Below are 20094 nucleotides of genomic sequence, written 5' to 3' on the forward strand. Positions count from 1 at the left end.
GCGCCGCCGCGGCCGGGACCGAGCCGCGACGCCATCACCCATGGAGACACCTCTTGACCAATCGTTCGCTGCGCGCCCGCACCCTCGGCCTGGCGCTGTGCCTGGGGATCGCCTGCCTCGGCGCGGGCGCCCGGCCGGCAATCGCTGACGGCATCGTCCAGCGTGAAGGCGAGGCGTTTGCGACGGGCGATGGACATCTCATGTATCGCGAAACGCACTGGCTGTTCGAGGACGGCGGCCGCCCGACCCGGCTGGTGCTCTACCGGTGCCCGAACGGCGCGCCGTTCGCGCGCAAGCTGCTGCATGTCACCGACGTGCCGCAGGCGCCGGACTTCGAGCTCGACGACGGCCGCACCGGCTATCGCGAGGGCGTGCGCCAGCGGCCCGGCGGTGGGCGCGAGGTGTTCGTGCGCAAGCGCCGCGGCGCGGCGGAAAAGAGCGCCCCACTGGACACCACGCCGCCGCCGGTGATCGACGCCGGGTTCGATGCCTACATCCGCGGCCACTGGGACACGCTCGGCCGCGGCGGCAACGACAGCGCGCCGTTCGTGCTGCCCGGCCGGCTGGGCACGCTCACCATCAACGTGAAGCGGCTCGACGATGCCGTCGTCGGCGGCCGTCCGGCGCGGCAGTACCGGCTGGGCCTGGCCAGCTGGGTGGGCTTTGCCCTGCCGCACGTGGATGTCGCCTATGACGCGCGCAGCCGCGACCTGCTGCGTTTCGTCGGCACCGCCAACATCCACGCCAGCGACGGCGGCGGGGTGCGCGCCACCATCGTGTTCGACCCCGCACGCGAGCGCCCTGCCACGGCGGCCGAGCTGCAGGCTGCCCGAAACGCGCCGCTGGACGGTCGCTGCCCGATTCCCTGAGCGGCTAGGGCGCGGTCGGCACGGCCGGCAGCAGATGCGCCAGCGGCTCGGGGCGATGAATCACAAAGCCCTGGGCGAAATCCACCGCCAGCTTGGCCAGTGGCGGCAACAGCTCCTCGCGCTCGACGAACTCGGCGATGGTCTGCATGCCCAGCACCGCGGCCACCTCGCAAAAGCTGCGCACCGACACCCGATCCAGCGGATCGCTGGTGAGCCCGAGCACGAAACGGCCGTCGATCTTGAGGAAGTCCACGGCAAAGTTGCGCAGGTAACCGAACGAGGCGAGCTCGGCGCCGAACTCGTCCAGCGCCATGCGCACGCCGCGTTCGTGCATCGCCTGCAGGAACTGCCGCGCGTCGGCCATGTGGCTGAGCGCCGTCGCCTCGGTGATCTCGAAGCACAGCATGCGCACGTCGAAGGTCGCACGGTCGAGCAGCGCCTTGACGAACTCGTGGAACCCCGGGTCACCGATGGACTGGACCGAGAGGTTGATCGCCACCAGCGCCGGCGACGAATGCCCTGGCGGCAGCTGCCCGAGCCGCGCGAACACGCTCTTGACCACCCAGCGGTCGATGCGGCTGGCCAGTTGATAACGCTCCGCCGCCGCCATGAACGCGCCGGGCCCGATCAGCCGCCCATCGTCCTCGCGCAGGCGCAGCAGCACCTCGGCGCACAGGCCGCCGGCGTCGTGCGCCCGCGTCGATAGCGGGCCGAAGCGCTGCGCATGCAGCTCGAAACCCTCGTGCTCGAGCGCGCGCGCGAGCCGCGCGGCCCACGCCGCATCACCCACCAGTGCCTGCACCGAGCTGTCCTGGGCGCGCCAGGTGTGGAAGCGATTGCGTCCGCCGGACTTGGCGATATAGCAGGCGGTGTCGGCCGCGCGCATGACCTCGTCCATGGCGCGCCCACCGCCTTCCACCGGCACCACGCCGATGCTGGTGCCGATGCGAAAACTCTGCTCGGCGCTGGCGACATAGCGGTACTCGTTGACCGCGATGCAGACAGCGCGGGCAATGCGCTCGGCCTGCTCCGGCGGGCAGCCCTCCAGCAACACGGCGAACTCGTCGCCGCCCAGGCGCGCGGCGGTGTCGTGACTGCGCACGCACGCCTGCAGCAGGCCGGCCACCTGCACCAGCACCTCGTCGCCGGCGTGGTGACCGCAGCTGTCGTTGATGATCTTGAAGTGGTCCAGGTCGATGAACAGCACGGCGCCGTATTCGCCATCACGGTCGGCGCGTTCCAGGAACCGGCCCAGTCGCTCGGTGAATTCCATCCGGTTGGGCAGCCCGGTGAGCGAGTCGTGCCGCGCCTGATGGGAAATTTCCCGGCTCAGCGCACGCGCTGCGGTGACGTCGTGGAACACCATGACCGCGCCCATCACCACCCCGGCCTCGTTCCTGATCGGCGCCGCGGAGTCGTCGATGGCACGCTCGCGCCCGTCGCGCGCCACCAGCACGATATGGCGCGCCAGCGAGGTGATGCGCTGCTCGGCCAGCGCCGACTCCACCGGGTTGGGCACCGGATCGCCGGTCTCCTCGTTGACCAGGCGCACCACCTCCCCGATCGACCGGCCGCTGACCTCGGCGGCGGACCAGCCGGTGAGCGACTCGGCCACCGGATTGATCCAGGTGACCCGGGCCTGGGCATCGGTGGTGACCACCGCGTCGCCGATAGAATTGAGCGTCACGCGCAGCAGCTCGCGATGTTCGGCCAGGGCGATCTCGGCGCGCTTGCGCGCGGTGATGTCCTGGAAGCTCCCGGCCATGCGCACCGGTCGGCCGTGCTCGATCTCCACGGCACTGATCGTGCGGATCCACAGCGCACGCCCGGTGAAGGTGGTGAACGGCAGCTCCAGGTCCCAGCCCTGGCCGCTCTCCAGCGCGCGCTCGAATTCCACCGCAAGCACCCGCCGCGCCTCCGGCGGAAAGAACTGCATGGCGCTCTCGAACTCCGGCTCGTAGTCGTCCGGCACCTCGTAGATGCGCCGGATCTGCCCGGTCCAGTAGAGGCGGCGGGTGGCCAGGTCCATCTGCCAGCCGCCGATGCCGGCGACCACGCCGGTGCGCTGCAGGAACGCAAGGCTCTCGCGTTGCTCCTCCTGCGCAGCACGGCGCTCGGTGATGTTGCTGAGGATCACCACGAACCCCTGCAACTGGCCGCCGCTACCCCGCTGCGGATGCACGTCCACATCCACCCACAGCGTTTTGCCGCTGCGATTGCGCATCGAGGTCTCGCCCTGATACGGCATGTCCAGCGCGGCCGCGCGGGTGACGGCATCGGCCGCATCGTGCAGCCCGGGCTCGCCGCCCAGCAGCTCACCGAGCGGCCGCCCGCTCGCTTCGTCGGCGACGTAGCCGGTGAGGCGGGCGAAGGCGGGGTTGGTCCAGGCCACCACGCCGGCGGCGGAGACGATCGCCACCGCGTCGCTGGTCAGCCGTGCCACGGTAGCCAGCCGCTCCAGCTCGGCAGTCATCGAGCCGGCCAGGTCGATGGCACTCTGTCGACCGGTCACCAGCATCCAGATCAGCAAGGCGAGCATCGCGCTGAGCAGCACGCCGAGTGCGCCGAAGCGCCCCTCCTGGACCTCGTCCGCCCGGGCGGCGCGGTCGAACACCGCGGTGCTGCTGATGGTCAGCTGCAACTGTCGCCCTCCCTCCTCGAGCACCCGCACCAGGTTGTAGCGGGCGCGGTAGGGAGCGCGTGCCGCATCCAGCCCCGGGTACACCGTGACCGGCTCGCTGCCGGTGATGTCGACGAGCGAGAAATCGAGCATCTGGCCCGCGCCGATGAGCGAAGAGAGCATCTGCGGGTAGTTCACCGGCGCGTACACCAGCCCGATCAACTGGCGGGCATCCGGATCGCCGGCAAACACCGGCAGGTAGTAATGCGCGCCGCGCTCTTTCTCGTTGCCCTGGCGCAGGAACACCGGCGCGCTCACCGCCAGCGCATCGCTGGCAATCGCCCGCTGCACGGCCTCCCGGCGAACTGCCTCGGCGCCCACGTCCAGGCCCAGCGCTGCCGCGTTGCGATCGATCGGCTCGATCGCCCGCACCACGTACAGCCACGCCGGCCGCCCCTGCGAGTCGACGCGGAATCCGCTGCCCTGCTGCACGCGCAACCGGGCGGTGGATGCCGCCAGCTGCGCGACGGGCACCGGCTCGATGAAGCCGAAGCCGTAGACGCCGGGGAAATCCCGCGCCAGGTCGCCACTGGGCATCGCCCGGCGGAACGCCGGCGCATCCGGCACCCGCTGCATGGCCAGCACGGTGCCGCGCAGCCCCATCAGCCCGTAGGCCGGCATGGCCAGTCGCCGCGACACCTCCAGCTGCAGCTGCCCGGCTGCCTGGCGAAACTGGCTGTCACGGACGTCCTGTGCGTCGATCCGGGTGCGCGACACCACCCAAGCGGTCAACGCGCCGCCCGCCACGAAGATCGCCAGCGCCCCGACCAGTGCACCCAGCAGTACCTGTTGTCTGGCTCTCACCACGACCTCCGCAAGCGATCCATACGCCTGCACACCGGCTACCCGTGTGCCCGCGGGGCACGGGCGGCACCCGCTCAGACCGCTTCATGCTGCATGGAACGTCCCGCGCCAAGGTGCGCAGGATCAACTGCAGTGAGATTCCCTCAGGCCGCCGCGTCGCGAGGGGCGCCGCCCTGCTGCGGCGGCGGCAGCCGGTCCAGCGTGTAGCCGGCGGCATCCCAGGCATCCAGCCCGCCCAGCAGCGGCCGCACCCGGCGGAAGCCCAGCGAGGTCAGCAGCCGCGCCGCTTTCGCCGCCGACACCTCGTTGGGGCAGGTGCAGTAGATGACCAGGTCGCGATCGCGCGGCACTTCTGCCAGCGCCCGGTGCACGCTGTCCAGGTCGGCCAGCACGGCGCCGGGGATCACCCGCGAGTCGAGCAGCCGGGATGCCGCCGAACGCACGTCCACCACCACCGGCTGGCGACCTGCGGCGATGTCGTGGTTGAGCTCGTCCACCGTGACCCGCGCCATGCGCAAGGCCACCAGCAGACGATGGCGCTGCCACCACTTGATCGCGATATACAGCGCCAGCAGGCCGAGCAACAGCTGCAGCGCCAGCGCGCCGGCCTGCTCGATCGCGGCCAGCACCTGGTCGACCTGGGTGGTGAAGGCGCGGCCGAGCGCCACTGCCGCGCCCACCCACAGCAGCGATCCGAACCCGTCGAGCAGCAGGAAAGCGGCCGGGCGCAGGCCCATGGCACCCACCAGCGGCGGCGCCACGGTGGACAGCCCCGGCACGAACTTGGCGATCACCAGCATGCCGCCGCGCCAGCGCTGGAAGCGCAGCTCCGACTGCTTCACGCAGGAATCGGGCGACAGGGAGATGCGGCACAGCGTGCGCATCACGCCGCCGCCGAAGCGGCGACCGGCCAGATACCAGGCGAGATCGCTGAGCAGGCACGCAGCCACGGCGACCGCAATCACCTCGCCCATCGGCGGCTGCCCGCTGGCCGACAGCGCGCCGGCCACGATCAGCGTAGGCACCGCTGGCAACGGCACGCCGGCCTGCTCGATCAGCACGTTGAGAAACACCACGAGCAGGCCGTAGTGAACGATCAGCGTGATGAGGTCATGAGCCATGGGCGTGGCCGGCAACGCGGCCGTCACTGGCCGCAGGCGCCCATGATTGGGCCGCCCCCGCGCCTTTGCAATCGGCGCTGCGGCAGGGCGGCGCTCAGCCCGCCACGGGCGCAGGCGTCGCGCTCGCCACCATTCGCCGCGCGCCCACCACCACCAGCGGCAGCCACACCAATGTCATGGCGGCGGCGGCCTCGAACACGCCGGTGGTGCCCAGCCGGCCCAGCGCGATGCCGCCCAGCGCGCCGCCAACGAAAGCGCCAAGGAACTGGCTGGTGGAATACGCACCCATGGCCGCGCCGCGCAGCGCCGCCGGCGCCAGTCGGGACACCAGACTCGGCAGGGCGGCCTCGAGCAGATTGAAGCCGGAGAAGAACATCGCCGCGGCCACGCCGAGCAGCGCCAGGTGATCGCCGCTGCAGGCGAAGCCGACCAGCGCCAGGCCGATGGCCACGATGCACGCAGTGACGATGCGCAGGCTCTGCGCCAGCTCCTTCATGCGGTGCAGGCACGCCCCCATGACGAACGCCGCGGTGGCCATCACCGGCAGGTACAGCTCCCAGTGGCGCCGTACCGGCAGATGCAGCCGGTCGACCAGCAACAGCGGCAGCGCGATGAAGGCCGCGGTGAGCAGCATGTGCAAGAAGAACACCGAGCCGTTGAGCACCAGCATGCGGCCGTCGCGCAGCATCGAGAGCACCGCCGCCACGCTGGATGCCGCCGGCGCGCGCGCCCGCTCGGGCGTCGGCACGATCAGCCACAGCAGCACCAGCGAGAGCAGCGCGAGTATCGAGGTGGCGGCAAACAGCCCGGACAGCCCGTCGACCGCCTCCAGCGGCGGCCCGAGGATCAGCGCCAGCAGAAACGCCAGCCCGATCGACACGCCGATGATGCCCATCACCTTGCCGCGGTTTTCTTCCGAGGTGAGATCGGCCGCCAGCGCGGTGCCGGCGCCGGCCACCGCGCCCATGCCCTGCAGCGCGCGGCCGATCACGATACCCATCAAGGTATGCGACATCGCCGCCACCACGCCGCCGATGGCGAACATGAGCAGCCCGAGCGTGATCGCCGGCTTGCGCCCGATGCGGTCGGACAACATGCCCAGCGGAATCTGCAGCAGCACCTGGCCCAGCCCGTAGACACCGAGCGCCATGCCGATCAGCCATCCGGACGCATCCGGCAGCGCCTTCGCATAGACCGAGAACACCGGCATGATGAGGAACAGGCCGAACAGGCGCAGGCTGATCACGCACGCCAGGGTCAGCGCGCTGCGGCGTTCAAGAGGGGAAAGCTTGCTCACAGGGCGAGCGAAAGGGAAACAGGCATCCCGCCATTATACGGATCGTGCCGCAGTGCCCACTTGCGGCAGCGTGTCACGGCGGCGGAACAGGCCGCCAAGCCCTTATAATCCGCCGCTTGCACCCTCTTCCAACCGATGATGCCGATGCCCGCAGACGCCTCCCGCCCCGATGATTTCACCCGCGTGCGCGAGCTGGCCGCGGGCGACATGCAGCGGGTCGATGCGCTGATTCGCGAGCGGCTCGCCTCCGATGTCGTGCTGATCAACCAGATCGCCGACCACATCATCGCCTCCGGCGGCAAGCGGCTGCGGCCGATGCTGCACGTGCTGGCCGCCGGGGCTGCCGGCTACCGCGGCGATCACCACACCAAGCTCGCGGCGATCATCGAGTTCATCCACACCTCCACGCTGCTGCACGACGACGTGGTGGACGAGTCGGACCTGCGCCGCGGCCGCAAGACCGCCAATGCGCTGTGGGGCAACGCGGCCAGCGTGCTGGTGGGCGACTTCCTGTATTCGCGCTCGTTCCAGCTGATGGTGGAGCTGGACGACATGCGGATCATGCGGATCCTGGCCGACACCACCAACACCATCGCGCAGGGCGAAGTGCTGCAGCTGCTCAACATCGGCAACGCCGACGTCGACGAAGCGGCCTATCTTGCGGTGATCGAGCGCAAGACCGCCGTGCTGTTCGCGGCGGCGACCGAGCTGGGCGGACTGCTCGGCGACCTGCCGGATGATCAGGTCGCCGCGTTGCGCTCCTATGGCATGGAGCTGGGCTACGCCTTCCAGATCGCCGACGACCTGCTGGACTACGTCAGCGATGCCGGCACGCTGGGCAAGAACATCGGCGACGACCTGGCCGAGGGCAAGCCGACGCTGCCGCTGATCTATGCGTTGCAGCAGGCCAGCGAGGAGCAGCGCCAGTCGCTGCGTCATGCCATCGAGCACGGCGGGCTGGATTCGCTGGATCGCATCGTGGCGTCCATCCGCGACTCCGGCGCGCTCGAGCGCACTCGCGCACGTGCCGAGCAGCATGCGCAGGCCGCGCGCGATGCGCTGGCGCTGTTGCCGGCGTCGCCCCACCGCGATGCGCTGCTTGCGCTGGCAACGTACTCGGTGTCGCGCAGCCACTGACGCCGCACAGCCGCAGCAGGTTTCGGCGTTTGCAGCCCTGCACGGGCAACCCTGCGCAGGCGACACGGCGACTTCAGGCAACTCCGCGTTGGGGCACGGCGGGCCGTTCCGGCACTGATGCCGGCGATGCCGCATTGGCGCTACGCTCGTGCGTCGACGCCAGCACCGCCCCGAGAGCTGCCCATGACGATGCACCGACGCGACCTGCTCAAGCGGGCCGGCCTCCTCGCCGCGGGCAGCCTGCTTGGCGGCGCCTGGCCGCGCCGCACGCCGGCCGGCGCTTCTGGCCTGCCGCGGATCAGCCAGCGCCCGCCGCCGGGCAAGCGGCTGTTCACCAGCACTGCGGTCGAGCGGCAACTGGCGCGCACGACAGCGCGCATGAGCGATCCGGAACTGGCCTGGCTGTTTGGCAACTGCTACCCGAACACGCTGGACACCACCGTGCACATGGGCACGCTGGATGGCCGGCCGGACAGCTTCATCGTCACCGGCGACATCGACGCGATGTGGCTGCGCGATTCCGCAGCCCAGGTCTGGCCCTACCTGCCGCTGGTGCGCGAGGACCCGGCGCTGCGGCGGCTCTACCGCGGCCTGATCCACCGCCAGGCGCGCTGCATCGCGATCGATCCGTACGCCAACGCCTTCCTGGCCGACCCGCGCAGCCGCGCGGCGCTGAGCTGGGCGCTGCACGACGACACCGAGATGCGCCCCGGCGTGGCCGAGCGCAAATGGGAGATCGATTCGCTGTGCTGGCCGATCCGCCTCGCCCACGGTTACTGGCGGGCCAGCGGCGACACCGAGCCTTTTGACGACGACTGGCGCGCGGCGATGCACCGCGTGCTCGCCACCTTCCGTGTGCAGCAGCGCAAGGAGGGGCACGGGCCGTACCGTTTCCAGCGACTGTCGGAGAACGCGGCGGAGAACCCGCCGTTGGGCGGCTACGGCAACCCGGCGCGGCCGGTCGGGCTGATCCACTCGATGTTCCGGCCGTCCGACGATGCCTGCCTGTATCCGCTGTCGATACCGTCGAATTTCTTTGCCGTCACCTCGCTGCAGCAACTGGCGACGATGAGCGAAGCGATCCATGACGACCGGCGCTTCGCCGCGGACTGCCGCGCGTTGGCCGACGAAGTGGCGCAGGCGCTGCAACGCCACGCGCCGATGCACGGCGATGCCCACGGCGATGTGTGGGCCTACGAGGTCGACGGCTTCGGCAACCAGCTGTTCATGGACGACGCCAACGCGCCCAGCCTGTCCAGCCTCGCCTATCTGGGCACCTGCGATCGTCGGGACGCGCGCTACCGACGCACCCGCGCGCTGGCCTGGAGCGACCGCAACCCGTACTTCTTCGCTGGCCGCGCCGCGCAGGGCATCGGTGGGCCACACCAGGGCCTGCGCATGATCTGGCCGATGTCGATCACCATGCGCGCATTGACCAGCGACAGCGACGCCGAGATCGCCCAGTGCCTGCGCTGGCTGAAGGCCACCCACGCCGGCACCGGCTTCATGCACGAGGCGTTCGACCAGGACGACCCGATGAAGTACACCCGAAGCTGGTTCGCCTGGGCCAACAGCCTGTTCGGCGAGCTGATCATCACGCTCGCCGCGCAACGGCCGCACCTGCTGACCGCCTGATCCATCCCACGTCCCCGCGGTCGCGTGCCGGCCGCCCCCACGGAGAGAACCCATGGTGACCCGCCGCCGCTTCCTGCAAGGTTCCGCCACCGCTCTCACCCTGCTGGGCGCGCGCCTGGCGCCCGCCTCACCGCTCGCCGCCGCGCTGTCCGGGGCGCGCCAGCCGGATGCGCCGCCCGGCGCCGCCACCGGCGGACTCGCACGCTTCGTGGACGTGTTCATCGGCACCGGCGGGCACGGCCATACCTTTCCCGGCGCCACGCGGCCGTTCGGCATGGTGCAGCTCAGTCCGGACACCCACGACCAGGGCTGGGACGCCTGCTCGGGCTACCACCAGGGCGACGGCTCGATCATGGGTTTCTCGCACACGCACCTCAGCGGCACCGGCGCCAGCGACATGCTCGACGTGCTGGTGATGCCGGCGCAGGGGCCGGTGCGACTCGACCCCGGCGCCCGCGGTCGCCCGGAGGTGAACTACCGCTCGCAGTTCGACGGCATGCCGCCAAAGGGCGTGCAGCAACCGCCGGTCGATGCGGCGATCGCGCCCGGCCCCGGCTATCGCTCGCGCTACGACCGCGCCAGCGAGCAGGCGCAACCGGGCAGCTACCGCGTGCATCTCACCGACCACGACATCCTCGCCGAGCTCACCGCCACCGCGCGCACCGGCCTGCACCGCTACACCTTCCACGGCGACGGCGCGGGCCACCTGCTGGTCGATCTTGCGCACGGCTTCCACGACGGTGACGAGCCGGCGAAGGTGTCCGATGCGCTGCTGCGGGTGGTCGGCAACGACACCCTGGTCGGCAGCCGCCACGTGCACCAGTGGGCCAACGGCCGGCAGATCCATTTCGCGATGAAACTCTCGCGTCCGTTCGCGCACGCCACGCTGTACCGCGAGGACGCCGCGCTCGGCGATGCCACCGAGGCGCGCGGTACCCACCTGAAAGCCGCCCTGCACGTCGACGAGGTCGCCAGCGCGCCGCTGCTGGTGAAGGTCGGCCTGTCCGGCGTGGACATCGACGGCGCGCTGCGCAACCTGGAGGCCGAGTCGCCGGGCTGGGACTTCGACGCCACCCGCGACGCCGCGCTGGCCGAATGGAATCGCGAGCTCGGCCGCATCCGCATCGACGCCGGCTCGGAGTCCACCCGGCGCACCTTCTACACTGCGCTGTACCACACCCTGCTCGCGCCCACGCTCTTCAGCGATGTGGACGGCCGCTATCGCGGCATGGATCTCGCGGTGCACACGCTGCCCGCCGGTTCGCACAACTACAGCACCTATTCGCTGTGGGATACCTACCGCGCGCTGCATCCGCTGCTCACCCTGGTGCAACCCGAGCGCGTGCCCGACCTGGTCAACGGCCTGATCCGGATGGCGGCGGAGAGCCCGGACGGCCCGCCGGTGTGGCCGCTGCAGGGCGTGGAAACCGGCTGCATGATCGGCTACCACTCCGCCGCGGTAGTGGCCGAGGCGATCGCCAAGGGCTTCCCGGGAATCGACGTGGCAAAGGCCTGGCCGCTGTTCCGCCAGCGCGCGATGGCCGACGACTACCGCGGCCTGCCGTATTACCGGAAGCTCGGCTACATCCCCAGCGACAAGGACTGGGAGGCGGTCAGCAAGACGCTGGAATACGCCTACGACGACTGGGCGGTGGCGCACCTCGCCGGCGCCGCCGGCGCGCATGACGACGCGAAAGCACTGCGCGAGCGCTCGCGCAATTACGCCCACGTGTTCGACGCAAGGCTCGGCTTCGTGCGCCCGCGCGGCGAGGACGGGCAGTGGCTGGAGCCGTTCGACCCGCGCGCCGTCGGCCACGGCTCGCGCTGGCGCGACTTCACCGAGTCCAACGCGTGGCAGGCCACCTTCCTCAACCAGCACGACCTGCACCACTACATCGACATGTTCGGCGGCGACGCCGGCTTCGAGCGCAAGCTCGATGCGCTGTTCACCACTGACTCCAGCCAGGTCGGCGACACCCCGCCCGACGTCGCCGGCTTGATCGGCCAGTACGCGCACGGCAACGAGCCCAGCCACCACGTGGCCTATCTCTATGCCTACACCGGCGCGCACCACAAGACCCAGGCCCGCGTGCGCATGCTGCTGCAGACCATGTACGCCGACCAGCCCGACGGCCTCGCCGGCAACGAGGACTGCGGCCAGATGAGCGCCTGGTACGTGCTCGGCGCGCTGGGCCTGTACGCGGTCGATCCGGTGAGCACGAACTACGTGTTCGGCAGCCCGCTGCTGGATCGCGCCGAGCTCGACCTCGGCGAAGGCCGCACGCTGGTGATCAAGGCCACCGGCAACGGCGACGACACGCCGTACATCCAGTCGGTGACTTGGAACGGCCAGCCGTGGCGCAAGAGCTGGATCAGCCACGGCGATCTGGTCAAGGGCGGCACGCTCTCGTTCGCGATGGGCCGCACGCCTGACCCGGCGTTCGGACGCGACCCGGCAGACCGGCCGCCGTCGATGCAGGTTTGAAAGCAAGAAGGCGGGCCGAGGCCCGCCTTCTTCATCGCAAGGGCGACCTGGCTCAGTCGGTGCCGGCGAAGGCGTGGTCCAGCCAGTCGTGCATCAGCCGGTAGCTGCGCGCGGCGGCGCGGGCGTCGTAGCTGCAGCCGGGACTGTGCTGGTCGGTTTCGGTGAAGCAGTGCACGGCGTTGCCGAGCACCACGAACTGCCAGTCCGCCGGGCTGGCGCGCATCTCGTCCATGAAGGCGGGCGCGTCGGGCATGGTGCCTTTGTCGTCGGCGCCGTTCATGACCAGTACGCGCGCCTTGATCTGCTTGGCCAGCGCCGGATCATCGGTGGTCAGGCCGCCATGGAAGGAGGCCACCGCGGCGATGTCCGCACCGCTGCGCGCCAGGTCAAGCACGGCGGTGCCACCGAAGCAGAAGCCGATGCCCGCCAGGTGTGCCAGGTCGATCGGTGCGTCCTCGGCCTGCGCCTTGAGCTGCGCCAGCGCCGTGTTCATGCGCTGGCGCAGCAGCGGGCGGTTGCCGTACAGCGGCTTGGTCGCCGCTTGCGCCTGGGTGTTGTCGGTCGGCCGCACGCCCTCGCCGTACAGGTCGGTAAGCAGGATCACGTACTGCTGGCCGGCGATCATCTCGGCCTTCTTCACGGCCGCATCGTTCACGCCATACCAGTTCGGCACCATCACCAGGCCGGGGCGCTTGCTGGAAACGGCATCGTCGTAGATCAGCACGCTGCGGAAGGTGGTGCCGTCACGGGTCCAGGTGACGGGCTTGTGCACCATCGCCGCGTGGGCGGCGAACGAACCGAAGCAGAGCAACAGCAGCGAGGTCAGGCGTAGCAGGCGCATGGCGTGGAACTCCGGGTGCATGGGACGGAAAGGTTCAGCGGCCGGCAGCGTGGCCGCCAACGAGCTGCTTGAGCGGATCAAGGCGATCGAGCAGGCGCACGCCGAGCCCGCGCATGGCAACCAGCGGCGGCGCCTGCCAGGCATAGATGCGTGCCAGCGCGTCGAAGCCCAGCGCGTCCAGCGTGTTGGCACTGCGCCGCCGGCGCGCGTAGCGGCGCAGCACGTGGGGCGCGGCGATATCGCGTCCGCCCGCACGGGCCGCGACCAGCGTGTCGCGCAGCTCGAACACGTCGCGCAGGCCCAGGTTCACGCCCTGCCCCGCCAGCGGATGTACCGCGTGGGCAGCATCGCCGAGCAGCACGAAACGCTCGGCGTCGTAGCGTTCGGCCAGCTGCAGTTGCAGCGGGAACGCGGCGCGTTCGCTGGTGGCGGTGACGCGACCGAGGCGGAAATCGCTGGCCACGCCGACCGCCTCGCAGAAGGCCGCCTCGTGGAGGTCAAGCACGCGTGCCGCCTGCGCTTCGGGCAGCGACCACACGATCGAGCAGCGCCCGTCGGCCAGCGGCAGCAGTGCCAGCGGCCCGGTCGGCAGGAAGCGCTGCCACGCCGTGTTGGCGTGCCCCCGTTCCGTGCGTACGTGGGCAACCACGCCGCGCTGGTGGTAGTCGCGTCCACGTGTGCCGATGCCGGCCATCGCGCGCAGCGGCGAACCCGCGCCATCGGCAGCGATGAGCAGGCGCGCGGCGAGCGTCGCGCCGTCCGCCAGCGCGAGCTGCACCCGATCTTCGCGCACCTCGAAGCCGGCCACCGCAGCCGGGCAATGGCGCCGCACGCCCGCCGCGTCGAGCGCCTGCCAGAGCATCGACTGCACCAGCGAGTTTTCCACGATGCAGCCGAGCTCGGACTGGCCATTGGCAGCGGCATCGAAGTCGATGCCGGCGCCGCTGCCGGCATCCCACACGTGCATGTGTGCATACGGCCCGACGCGGGCCTGGCGAATGGCAGTCCAGACGCCCAGGTCATCCAGCAGGCCGATCGACGATGGCGCCAGGCCCACTACACGCAGGTCGACCTCGTCTTCGCTGCGCCAAGGCGCCGGCTCGCGTGCCTCGATCAGCGCGCTGGCGAAGCCCGCGCGGGCCAGCGCCAGTGCTGCCGCCGCGCCAACCATGCCGCCGCCGACGACCGCGACGTCGAGCTCCGGGCCGCGCCGCCGCCCGGCGCCGGCCTCGCGTGTAGCCAGAGGACGGCTCATGGCAGGGGCTCCAGCACGGCGCGCGGCGGCTCGCCGCGGAAACCCATGCCGCGCCGCGCCAGCGTCTGCTGCAGGGGCGGCACACGATCAAACGCGAGTAACGCCAGCGAGCGCAACGGCGCCAGCAGCGGCTGCGGCAGGCAGGCCAGCTGGACCAGCCCGTGGCTCATCGTCATGGTGCCCTCGCGATCGGGGAGACGTCGCGCAGCGTAGGCATCCAGCAGCGCCGGAGCGCTCGGATCGGCAGCGTTCTGAAGCAACTCGGCCAGCGTGAGCGCGTCGCGCAAGCCCAGGTTGAATCCCTGCGCGCCGATCGGATGGACGGTTTGCGCGGCATTGCCCACCAGCACTGCGCGCGGCCCGGTGAGTCGCGTCGCGGCCACCCGCCGGATCGGATAGAACTGGCGTCGCCCGGGCCGCGCAAGCCGTCCGAGCTTCCAGCCCAAGCGGCGCTGGGCCAGCGCGGCATAGGCCTCGTCATCCAGCGCGGCGACGGCGTCGGCCTGCCCCGCCGGAACCGTCAGCACCAGGCCGCAGCGCCCTTGGGTCAGCGGCAGCAGGGCGACCGGCCCCTCGTCGCTGAACCGCTCGAACGCTTGCCCTGCGTGGTCACGCGCCGGGGTAATGGTGCACACGAACAAACTCTGCCCGTAGTCGTGCCGCTGCACCGCCACGCCGAGTCGCTCGCGCACGAACGACTCGGTGCCATCGGCACCGACCAGCAGGGCCGCGTCCACGGTACGGGTGCCTTGCCCGTCGCGGACGAGCGCACGCCACCCGCCCTCGATCGGATCAAGCGCGACCAGCGTGGCCGGCGCATGCCGGGTCAGGCGCGTGCAGCCGTCGAGCCGGCGCGCCAGCGCCGCGCCCAGCTCGCGTGCCGGCAGCGTCCATCCCAGCGCGTCCACGCCCTGGCGGGCCGCGTCCAGGCGGGCGCTGCCGAACTCGCCCGCGCGATTGACGTGGATGCGCCGGATCGCCGTGGCACTGGACGCCGCATGCGGCCACACGCCCAGGGAGGTCAGCCCGTTGACGCTGGCCCGGGCCAGCGCGAGGTTGCGCTCGTCGTAGCTGGCGGCGGCATCGCGGGACGGCGCTGCGGCGTCGACCAGGGTGGCGCGCAGGCCGGCTGCGTCCAGGGCAATGGCGAGGCTGGCGCCGACCAGGCCTCCACCAACGATCAGCACGCCGGCAGGCGCAGCAGGGTGTGGTGCGTTCATCCCCCGATGATACGCGCCGGGGCGCCCCGGCCGCAGCGACCCGGTGCCGCATTGGGATAGACTACGGGATCAATTTCCGCCGTTTTGATGGAGCTTTCATGGCCATGACGCAGTCCCAGCGCCTCGGCATCTTCAGCGCTCTCGCCCTGGTGATGGCCGCCACGCGCCTGCACCACTTCGATGCCCTGCCCGATGCGTCGTGGGGCGTGTTTTTCCTCGCCGGGTTCTGGCTGCGCGGTTCCGCGCGATGGGCCTTCCCGCTGCTGATGGCCGAGGCCGTGCTGGTGGATTTCTTCGCCATCACCAGCCAGGGGCTCAGCTTCTGGAGCCACTACTGCGTGTCGCTGTCGTACTGGTGCCTGCTGCCGTCGTACTTCGCCCTGTGGCTCGGCGGCAGCTGGCTTGCCCGCCATCAGAACGGCCTGCGCGCAAGCACGCTCGGACTCGCGGCGATCTCGCTGCTGGTCAGCGAGGGGGTGTGCTACCTGCTCTCCAATGGCAGCTTCTACTGGCTCGCCTCGAGCGTGCCGATGCCGCGGACGCTCGACGCCTGGTTCGCCAACCTCGGCGACTGGTATCTGCCGTTCCTGCAGACGACCGCGCTCTACGTGGCGATCGGCGCCGTATTGCATGTGATCGTGGTGCTGCTGGCGCGCACGGCGCCAACCGCGCAGGGCGGCATCACGGGCAGCCGCTGATGGGCAACCGGCTGTCAAAGATCTACACCCGCACCGGCGACGACGGCAGCACCGGGCTGGGTGACGGCTCGCGGGTGGACAAGGATTCGCCCCGGGTCAGCGCCTACGGCACGGTGGACGAGCTCAACAGCACCGTGGGCATGGTGCTGGCATGCGACGCGATGCCCGACGCGGTACGCGAGGCCCTCACCCAGGTGCAGCACGAGCTGTTCGACCTCGGTGGCGAGCTGTGCATCCCCGGCATGGCGATGATCGAAGAGAGCGACATCGCGCGCCTCGAGCAGGTGCTGGACAGTTTCAACGACCCGCTGCCGCCGCTGAAGGACTTCATCCTGCCCGGCGGCGGCATGGCGGCAGCCACCTGCCATCTCGCGCGCACCGTGTGCCGGCGCGCCGAGCGCGAGGTGGTCGCGCTCGGGCGGGTCGAGAAGGTTCGCCCGCAGGCGTCGCGCTACCTGAACCGGCTGTCGGACCTGCTGTTCGTGCTGGCGCGCGTGCTCGCTCGCGACAGCGGGCACGGCGAGGTGCTCTGGCAGCACGAGCGCCGGCGCAAACCTGCCGCCACCCACGACTGACGCCTCCGTGCTGCGCCTGTACACCCACGAGAGCTGCCTGCGCCACGATCCGGGCGTCGGACATGCGGAATCGCCGCAGCGACTGAGGGCGGTGCTGCAGGCGCTCGATTCAGATCGCTTTGCTGCCCTCGACCGCATCGAGGCGCCCCGCGCGACCCGCGACCAGCTGCTGCGTGTGCACGAGGCAGCACACGTCGATCGCGTGCTGGGCAGCGCGCCGGCCGAAGGCCGCCAGCAGCTCGATCCGGACACCTGGATGTCGCCGGGCTCGGACGAAGCCGGACTGCGCGCAGCCGGTGCCGCCTGTGCAGCGGTGGACGCCGTGCTCGCGGGAGATGTTGCTCGCGCGTTCTGTGCGGTGCGGCCGCCCGGGCATCACGCCACGCCAACCGAAGCGATGGGCTTCTGCCTGTTCAACTCGATTGCCGTGGCCGCCGCCCACGCGATGGCGCAGCACCGCCTTAAGCGCATCGTCATCGCCGACTTCGACGTGCACCACGGCAACGGCACGCAGGACATCTTCGCCAGCGATCCGCGGGTGCTGTTCGTCTCCAGCCACCAGTCGCCGCTTTACCCGGAAACGGGCTTCGCGCACGAGCGCGGCGTGGGCAACATCATCAATGCGCCGTTGCCGCCCGGCAGTGGCTCGATGGAGTTCCGGCACACCTGGCACGATCAGCTGCTGCCGCAGATGCATGCCTTCAAGCCACAGCTGGTGCTGATATCGGCCGGCTTCGACGCGCACCGCGACGATCCGCTGGCCGACCTGCGACTGGGCACCGAAGACTACGCCTGGATCACCCACCAGCTGGTCGAGCTCGCACGCACTCATGCCGGCGGCCGCGTGGTCTCGTCGCTGGAGGGCGGCTACCATCTGCAGGCGCTGGCCGCCAGCGCAGCCGCGCATGTGGAAGCTCTGCTCGACTAGCCGATTTGCAGCCGCTGGGTGACTGAATCGCACCGCCCCGGCGCCCGGCGCCGCCTGCCTGCTAGCGGCCGTTTCTGCTAGCTTAACGAGCCCTTCCCGCCGACAGACTGCCATCGTGACGTTGACGCCGCGCCCGTTGCCCCCGCGCCGCCTGCTGGCGGTTGCTGCAGCCCTAGCCCTGATCGGCCCACCGCTTGCCGCGCAGACCGCGCCGGTCGACGCGACCACGCCGATGCCCGGTGCTGCGACGGGCGAGCCGACCTGTGCCCTCGGCTCGTTCCACTGCCCGGCGCGACCGATCAGCTACGCGATGTGCCGCCCGAACGCCTTGCTCGATTTCTACGACCCCGGCCTGCCGCAGGACAGCAGCCTGCGTGACAGCGCGAACACCGCCGTGGACGCGGAGCGAGTGGACAGTTCGGAGCAGGCCCGGTATCTGCTGACGGGCCATGTGCGCATGCAGCGCGCCGATCAGCTGCTGCGCGCCGATCGCGTCGACTACAACGACCAGACCACCGACTACGACGCGCGCGGCAACGTCCGCTATCAGGATGCCGGGCAGCTTTTTTCGGCCAGCCATCTGCGCGGCAACAGCGAGGGCAAGCGCGGGGTGGCCGACGATGTCACGTATCAGCTGCTGCAGTCGCGCGGCAACGGCGTGGCGCGCCAGGCGACCCTGCTCGACACGCAGCACAGCGAGTACGAAGGAGTTACCTACTCCACCTGCGACGTCGGCCATCGCCTGTGGGAAGTACGTGCGAAGAGCATGCGACTGGACAAGACCACCGGCGTCGGGGTAGCCCGTGGCGCCACCATGCGTTTTGCCGACGTGCCGTTTCTCTACCTGCCGTACCTCAGCTTTCCGATCGACGACCGCCGCAAGAGCGGCTTCCTGGCGCCGACCTTCGGCAACTCCAGCCACTCCGGCTTCATGGCCAGCGTGCCGTACTACCTCAACCTGGCGCCGAACTACGACGCCACGCTGGAACCGCGCATCTACACCCAGCGGGGCGCCATGCTGGCGGGCGAGCTGCGCTACCTGTTCCCGGGCACGAGCGGACAGCTCAATTTCGAGTATCTGGCGAAGGACCACGGCGAGAGCCTCGCCACGTCCGATCTCGACACGCAGGGGAAGCAACGCTACTTCCTGAGGTTCATCGACAAGACCCGCCTGGGCGGCCCCTGGGTATTCAGCACGCGCATCAACCGCGTTTCTGATGCCAATTACCTGCACGATTTCAGCAATGACATCTATACCGCGGCGACGAGATCGCTATCGTCCAATGCTTATGTTCTGGGCTCGGGCAACTGGTGGAGCGCTTCGCTGGGCGTGGACAGCTACCAGAACGCCGATCCGTTCCTGAGCGATCGCAGCCTGCAATACAAGCGCTGGCCGCGCGCCACGCTCAACCTCGATGTGCCGCTGGCATCGTGGCTGGAGTTCGGCATGGACAACGAGGCGGTGAGCTTCCGCAAGAACGGTTTCGTCGAAGGCGAGCGAGTTGATCTCTACCCGTATCTTGCCAGCGATTTCCAGGGCGCGGCGTGGTTCGTGCGGCCGAAGCTGGCGTATCGCTACACCGGCTATCAGCTGGACACCAACTACTCGCGCTATGGCTACAGCGGGTTGCTGCGAGGGAATCAGCGCTCGCCTTTCGAACAGCGCAGCCCCAGTCGCTCGCTTCCGATCGCAAGTATCGATGCCGGCCTGATCTTCGATCGCGACGCCACGCTGTTCGGCTCCAGCTACACCCAGACGCTGGAGCCCCGCCTGTATTACCTGTATGTGCCGTATCGGGACCAGGCGAACCTGCCGATCTTCGACACGCGCCTGCTGAGCTTCGATTACTGGCAGCTGTTCTCGCCCAACCAGTTCTCCGGCGCCGATCGGCAGATGAACGCGAACAACCTCACCGGCGCGCTTACCTCCCGCCTGCTGGACGAAAACGGCGTGGAACGCTTCTCCGCCAGTCTCGGACAGATCCGCTACTTCAATCCGCAGCGGGTGCAGTTGCCAGGCCGCCCGACCACCGACTGGACCGGCTCGGACTACGTGGCACAGGTGGCGGTGCAGCTGAACGACCAGTGGCGGGCGAATTCGTCCTACCAGTGGAACCCCAACACGCGGCTGACCGACCTGGGGGCGCTGGCGCTGCAGCGTCGGATCAAGGGCGACGGCATCCTCAACTTCTCCTACCGCTTTCGTCGCACCCCCGGCACCAACAATCCGCTGCTGGAACAATACGACGCCTCCACGGTCTACCCCGTGTCCGAGCGCTGGCGCCTGCTGGCGCGCTGGACCTACTCGGTCAAGGACCGGCGCACGGTGGAGGCATTGGCCGGGCTGCAATACGAGAGCTGCTGCGTGATCGTCAGCCTGGTTGGACGGCACTACGTCGACGAATACAACGTCGTCGCCACCCGCCCGGAAAGCAACAACGCGGTGATGTTCGAACTGCAGTTCAAGGGCCTTGGCGCGTTCAATGGCCAAGCCGAGGACTTTTTGCGCCGTGGTATTCTTGGCTATCAATAATCTCTCCATCGTCCGA

At 69.9% G+C, this 20094-nt stretch carries 14 protein-coding genes; 8 read left to right on the forward strand and 6 right to left on the reverse strand.

Annotated elements, in window-relative coordinates:
* Positions 1 to 53: 53 nt before the first annotated feature.
* Positions 54 to 869 carry a hypothetical protein gene (locus tag VFG40_RS14010; RefSeq protein ID WP_324898540.1) on the forward strand — a complete coding sequence of 272 codons (816 nt, stop codon included), beginning with the start codon at positions 54 to 56 and terminating at the stop codon, positions 867 to 869.
* A 4-nt stretch (positions 870 to 873) separates the two neighbouring features.
* Here VFG40_RS14010 and VFG40_RS14015 read toward each other — a convergent pair whose 3' ends face one another.
* From VFG40_RS14015 to VFG40_RS14025, 3 genes are all read right to left on the reverse strand, one after another.
* Positions 874 to 4353, reverse strand: a complete 3480-nt coding sequence (locus VFG40_RS14015; RefSeq protein WP_324898542.1) for an EAL domain-containing protein — start codon at positions 4351 to 4353, stop codon at positions 874 to 876.
* Positions 4354 to 4496: 143 nt separating this feature from the next.
* Positions 4497 to 5474, reverse strand: a complete 978-nt coding sequence (locus tag VFG40_RS14020; RefSeq protein WP_324898544.1) for a DedA family protein/thiosulfate sulfurtransferase GlpE — start codon at positions 5472 to 5474, stop codon at positions 4497 to 4499.
* A gap of 94 nt (positions 5475 to 5568) precedes the next feature.
* The gene (locus VFG40_RS14025; RefSeq protein WP_324898546.1) at positions 5569 to 6771 is read right to left on the reverse strand and encodes an MFS transporter; all 1203 of its coding nucleotides are present in this window, start codon (positions 6769 to 6771) and stop codon (positions 5569 to 5571) included.
* A gap of 135 nt (positions 6772 to 6906) precedes the next feature.
* Here VFG40_RS14025 and VFG40_RS14030 point away from each other — a divergent pair, with 135 nt between their 5' ends.
* The 3 genes from VFG40_RS14030 to VFG40_RS14040 all read left to right on the forward strand — a co-directional run bounded on the left by VFG40_RS14030 (position 6907) and on the right by VFG40_RS14040 (position 12028).
* Positions 6907 to 7908, forward strand: a complete 1002-nt coding sequence (locus tag VFG40_RS14030; protein WP_324898548.1) for a polyprenyl synthetase family protein — start codon at positions 6907 to 6909, stop codon at positions 7906 to 7908.
* Between the two features lie 189 nt (positions 7909 to 8097).
* Positions 8098 to 9543, forward strand: coding sequence for a glycoside hydrolase family 125 protein (locus tag VFG40_RS14035; RefSeq protein WP_414649306.1), 1446 nt, complete (start codon positions 8098 to 8100; stop codon positions 9541 to 9543).
* A 52-nt stretch (positions 9544 to 9595) separates the two neighbouring features.
* On the forward strand, positions 9596 to 12028 hold the full coding sequence (locus VFG40_RS14040) for a GH92 family glycosyl hydrolase (RefSeq protein ID WP_324898552.1): 2433 nt from the start codon (positions 9596 to 9598) through the stop codon (positions 12026 to 12028).
* 52 nt (positions 12029 to 12080) lie between these two features.
* Here the strand turns inward: VFG40_RS14040 and VFG40_RS14045 are convergent, their stop codons facing one another.
* From VFG40_RS14045 to ubiH, 3 genes are read right to left on the reverse strand one after another with little or no spacing between them, the layout of a single operon-like run.
* A complete protein-coding gene (locus VFG40_RS14045; protein ID WP_324898555.1) occupies positions 12081 to 12869 on the reverse strand; it encodes a dienelactone hydrolase family protein in 789 nt (262 codons plus the stop codon).
* A gap of 34 nt (positions 12870 to 12903) precedes the next feature.
* Positions 12904 to 14124: a UbiH/UbiF/VisC/COQ6 family ubiquinone biosynthesis hydroxylase gene (locus VFG40_RS14050; RefSeq protein ID WP_324898557.1), complete on the reverse strand. Its 1221-nt coding sequence runs from the start codon at positions 14122 to 14124 to the stop codon at positions 12904 to 12906.
* A complete protein-coding gene (gene ubiH / locus VFG40_RS14055; protein WP_324898559.1) occupies positions 14121 to 15344 on the reverse strand; it encodes a 2-octaprenyl-6-methoxyphenyl hydroxylase in 1224 nt (407 codons plus the stop codon). Before ubiH ends, VFG40_RS14050 begins: the two co-directional genes overlap by 4 nt.
* 98 nt (positions 15345 to 15442) lie before the next feature.
* Here ubiH and VFG40_RS14060 point away from each other — a divergent pair, with 98 nt between their 5' ends.
* The 4 genes from VFG40_RS14060 (at position 15443) to lptD (ending at position 20078) form a co-directional block, all read left to right on the forward strand.
* Positions 15443 to 16042 carry a hypothetical protein gene (locus tag VFG40_RS14060; protein ID WP_324898561.1) on the forward strand — a complete coding sequence of 200 codons (600 nt, stop codon included), beginning with the start codon at positions 15443 to 15445 and terminating at the stop codon, positions 16040 to 16042.
* Positions 16042 to 16617 (forward strand): cob(I)yrinic acid a,c-diamide adenosyltransferase, encoded by a 576-nt coding sequence (locus VFG40_RS14065; protein WP_324898563.1) that lies wholly within the window; start codon positions 16042 to 16044, stop codon positions 16615 to 16617. Before VFG40_RS14060 ends, VFG40_RS14065 begins: the two co-directional genes overlap by 1 nt.
* A 7-nt stretch (positions 16618 to 16624) precedes the next feature.
* Complete coding sequence (locus VFG40_RS14070) at positions 16625 to 17545, forward strand: histone deacetylase family protein (protein ID WP_324898565.1); 921 nt, start codon at positions 16625 to 16627, stop codon at positions 17543 to 17545.
* Positions 17546 to 17660: 115 nt separating this feature from the next.
* Positions 17661 to 20078, forward strand: a complete 2418-nt coding sequence (lptD, locus tag VFG40_RS14075) for an LPS-assembly protein LptD (protein ID WP_324898567.1) — start codon at positions 17661 to 17663, stop codon at positions 20076 to 20078.
* The last annotated feature ends 16 nt before the right edge of the window (positions 20079 to 20094 follow it).

It is taken from the genome of Dyella sp. (assembly GCF_035685805.1).
Lineage (GTDB): Bacteria > Pseudomonadota > Gammaproteobacteria > Xanthomonadales > Rhodanobacteraceae > Dyella_A.

Excerpts from the sequence above, each read along its gene's own strand:
- ubiH (WP_324898559.1), bottom strand. The coding sequence starts at position 15,344 with ATGAACGCACCACACCCTGCTGCGCCTGCCGGCGTGCTGATCGTTGGT.
- VFG40_RS14030 (WP_324898548.1), top strand. The coding sequence starts at position 6,907 with ATGATGCCGATGCCCGCAGACGCCTCCCGCCCCGATGATTTCACCCGC.
- VFG40_RS14035 (WP_414649306.1), top strand. The coding sequence starts at position 8,098 with ATGCACCGACGCGACCTGCTCAAGCGGGCCGGCCTCCTCGCCGCGGGC.
- VFG40_RS14020 (WP_324898544.1), bottom strand. The coding sequence starts at position 5,474 with ATGGCTCATGACCTCATCACGCTGATCGTTCACTACGGCCTGCTCGTG.
- VFG40_RS14065 (WP_324898563.1), top strand. The coding sequence starts at position 16,042 with ATGGGCAACCGGCTGTCAAAGATCTACACCCGCACCGGCGACGACGGC.
- VFG40_RS14045 (WP_324898555.1), bottom strand. The coding sequence starts at position 12,869 with ATGCGCCTGCTACGCCTGACCTCGCTGCTGTTGCTCTGCTTCGGTTCG.
- VFG40_RS14040 (WP_324898552.1), top strand. The coding sequence starts at position 9,596 with ATGGTGACCCGCCGCCGCTTCCTGCAAGGTTCCGCCACCGCTCTCACC.
- VFG40_RS14060 (WP_324898561.1), top strand. The coding sequence starts at position 15,443 with ATGGCCATGACGCAGTCCCAGCGCCTCGGCATCTTCAGCGCTCTCGCC.
- VFG40_RS14050 (WP_324898557.1), bottom strand. The coding sequence starts at position 14,124 with ATGAGCCGTCCTCTGGCTACACGCGAGGCCGGCGCCGGGCGGCGGCGC.